Raw genomic sequence first — 3,091 nt, 5'->3', positions numbered from 1 at the left:
CCGGCGGCTCCTCGTCCTCCGGCGGTACGGTCTCGGGCGGCGGCTCCGGCAGTGGGGGGTCGGCCCCCCGGCCGCCCCCCCCCCCCCCCCACGTCCAGGGCGCGCGGTGCCGCGTCGACTCCGGTGACCGAGCCCGTGGGCCCGACGATCCGCGCCGCCAGGAACGTCACGTCCCCGGCACCGCAGCCGACGTCGAGGACCCGCATGCCGGAGCGCAGCCCGGCGGTCCGCAGGGCCTGCTCGGTGATCGGGTCGTACAAGCGGGCCTGGAGCACGAGTCGGTCGGTCTCGGCGGGTGAATGCCCCAGCAGGTACGCGGACTCCGGACGAGCGGCTCGTGTCATCGCTTCTCACCTCGCGAGGCGAACACCGGATCGGTCGTGTCGGACTGGCTGAAGAAGGTGTTCCACCCTTTGATGAGGGAGACCACGTCGCCGCAGTAGCTCCGCTCGGCCTTGAGGTAGGTCCCGCCCCTGGAACCGAAGGACCACGCGACGGCGTTCATGTCCTCGGCGTCGTAGGAGGGGGCCGTCTCGAAGAACGTGGTGAGGCGGGAGCCGACCGTCGGGCGGCTGCCGTCCGGGAGTTTCAGGGCGTAGAAGGCGACCCTCTCGATCGACCCGTCGGCGGGAGACAGGGTCACCGAGAACGTGTATGCGCCCTGGGAGAGAAACCGGGCCATCTCCCCGCGGAGACGGTCGTCCGGTGCCGGGGCACCCGCCAGCTCCGTGAAGCGGCGGCACTGCGTCTCGGTGAGGGGCCCGCGGGCCCGGAAGTAGACGTTGACGGTCCGACGGGCGTAGTCCACACAGACGTGCCGTACGTAGTCCAGTCCCAGGCGGTGGAAGAGCGGGCCGCGCTCTCGGACGGGCGACGGCACGGACGGGACGCCGAGCACGTCGTCCAGGGGTCGGGTGCCGCCCAGGTAGAGCCAGGTCTTGGTGAGTCCACGGGCCGCGTCGAAGTCGCACGACTGCTCGGGGGTGCCGTCGTACAGCATGTTCCACGCCTGTATCAGGTCGCCGAGCGGATCCCCGTCCGCGATGAACCCCGCCCGCCTGGCCATCGCCACGGTGTCCATGGGGCGGCGCGCGTAGAAGCGGTAGTTGAGGCCGTCGCCGTCGCGGTCGGTGGCCCGCCACAGGACGGCACCCTCGGCGAACGCCGGTCCGTACGCGTCGAGGACCGCGCGGGTGACGGGTTCCGAGCAGGCAGCGCCGATCGCGTCGGACGTGGTGCGGAGGTCTTCCAGGAAGCGTGTTGCGGAGAACTGCGGGGGCTGCACGGTCGGGGCCTCTTCCCTGTCTGCCGGAGCACAACATAGATGCACTCATTGACATGTATGTCGAATGACGTTCACACGTCAAGCAGACGTGAGAGTGTGTCGGCCACACCATAGGTGTGAATCCTCTCGGTCGACACCGATGTGCAGGAGTCTCCAAGGGATGTGAACTCTGCTCTCCGCCACCACCGTTGACGGCACGGGTCCGGGCCCGCGCCGAGGCGAACGAGGCACGCCGCGCTTCGAGAGGTCGCCGCGCGGCGAAGCCCGTACGGCCCTCGACCACGGTGTCGGGCCGCGGCCGACCAGCTCCGGGCCCCCTGCCGGCTGCGCAGATGGTGGGGGCCGGCTCGGTGGTCGGGCCGGTCGCATGCCTGGAGATGACCGGCCCGATTGCATCCGCCCCTTCCCGCCCGCTCCCCCACAGAGACCATCACGCGCCGGCTTCCCGCTGTCAGCGCACGGCGAGAACGGACAGAACGCATCTCGCCGCCATGGCTCGGAATGCTCCGTCGCAAAAATTCAGTGAACTTCCTTGAGGGAAATTTCGTTAACTGCTTTCGCCCTTGCGACTGATCGGGCGACCTGCTTGACTGCGATCATGATCAAGCGAATAGCGAGAGCTTCCGCAGGGATTCTGATGGCGACCACTGCGGCCGTCGGCGTCCTGACCGCAGGCGCGGGAACCGCTTCCGCGGCCACCCTTCAGAACACTTTGGAGGGAACGTACTACGGCACTTTGTGGCTTACGCCGTACATGGAGTGCAACAACGAGGCCAAGTCCCGCAACAAGTCGACGTACGGGAGCGAGGCCGGCGGGAACGACCAGTACTTCTACTGCGCCCTCGGAGACCGCGGGTTTGCCTACAACTTGTGGTGGCGGCATTACGTCTGACCGGTCGCCTCATCGAGTCAACGTCGCACGCGTGGCGCGGGACTTCGCTCTTGTGAGGAATGCGAGGCGTGATGCCGACGCTGACTGACAACTAGATATTCTTCTGGGGCGTCGAGAACGACGACGGGTCGGAGGCGGGCGGCCATTGGTGGTACGACGGCCGCCCGCCTCATGTTCAGCCGGGCGGTGGCAGCCGGCCCACAGGCCACGCACCGGCCGCATCGAGGATCGGGTCGGCCGGAGCCGCCACCGCGTAGGGGCAAGGCAGGGAATCACCCGGGCATATGAACCCCGGTGCGGTCGCACTCCGTTTCCCCGGTGGAGCCCCTCTCCGACGAGAGCCGGAGTAGAACAGAAACATTCTGATGCCCCATTCCGGTGACCCGTCAGTTCCAGTCCAGTCCAGTCAAGCACAGTCCAGATCCCCGACCTCTCGGAGGCTGAACATGCGTTTCCTGAACCGAACCAAGTCGCTGACCGCCGTCGCGGTGGCCACTTCTGCACTGACCCTGGTCCCGATCGCCCTCGCCATGCCGGCCTCGGCCGCAACCGCGGCATCGGGCTGGTCACTGTGCCGGGACTACAACCTCCGGAACTGTGAGTTCTGGACGGTCGACAACGCTCCCTACTCGGCCGACCTCGGCAAGGGCGACAACGCGAGTTCCGGCGACTATTACATGCAGGACGCGATCTCGTCGATCCAGATCCAGGGCGCCAGGACGCTCTACACCTGGAACGACAACAACTTCACGGGCATCCAGGGCGTCTTCCAGAACAACTACACCTGGAACACCCTCAACTACCCGTACAACGACGCGATCTCCTCGATCCGCACCTGGGGCTGACAGCGGTCGCATCCCACGAGGGGCCTGCGCGGGCGTCGCGAGGCGACCCCCCCCCACCCACAGCACGGC

At 67.6% G+C, this 3,091-nt stretch carries 4 protein-coding genes; 2 read left to right on the top strand and 2 right to left on the bottom strand.

Annotated elements, in window-relative coordinates:
* Both ACWEJX_RS37640 and ACWEJX_RS37635 read right to left on the bottom strand, forming a co-directional pair.
* The coding region (locus ACWEJX_RS37640) for a methyltransferase domain-containing protein (RefSeq protein WP_451611908.1) at window positions 1-344 on the bottom strand (344 nt) is incomplete at its 3' end.
* A complete protein-coding gene (locus ACWEJX_RS37635) occupies window positions 341-1,285 on the bottom strand; it encodes an aromatic prenyltransferase (RefSeq protein WP_451611907.1) in 945 nt (314 codons plus the stop codon). The genes ACWEJX_RS37640 and ACWEJX_RS37635, both read right to left, overlap by 4 nt.
* A 598-nt stretch (window positions 1,286-1,883) precedes the next feature.
* Here ACWEJX_RS37635 and ACWEJX_RS37630 point away from each other — a divergent pair.
* Window positions 1,884-2,177, top strand: a complete 294-nt coding sequence (locus ACWEJX_RS37630) for a hypothetical protein (RefSeq protein WP_451611906.1) — start codon at window positions 1,884-1,886, stop codon at window positions 2,175-2,177.
* A 446-nt stretch (window positions 2,178-2,623) separates the two neighbouring features.
* The gene (locus ACWEJX_RS37625; protein WP_451611905.1) at window positions 2,624-3,022 is read left to right on the top strand and encodes a hypothetical protein; all 399 of its coding nucleotides are present in this window, start codon (window positions 2,624-2,626) and stop codon (window positions 3,020-3,022) included.
* The last annotated feature ends 69 nt before the right edge of the window (window positions 3,023-3,091 follow it).

This window comes from Streptomyces sp. NPDC004788 (genome assembly GCF_053601115.1).
Note: the sequence above shows the minus strand (reverse complement) of the source record. Positions and strands in the feature narration are given on the sequence as shown.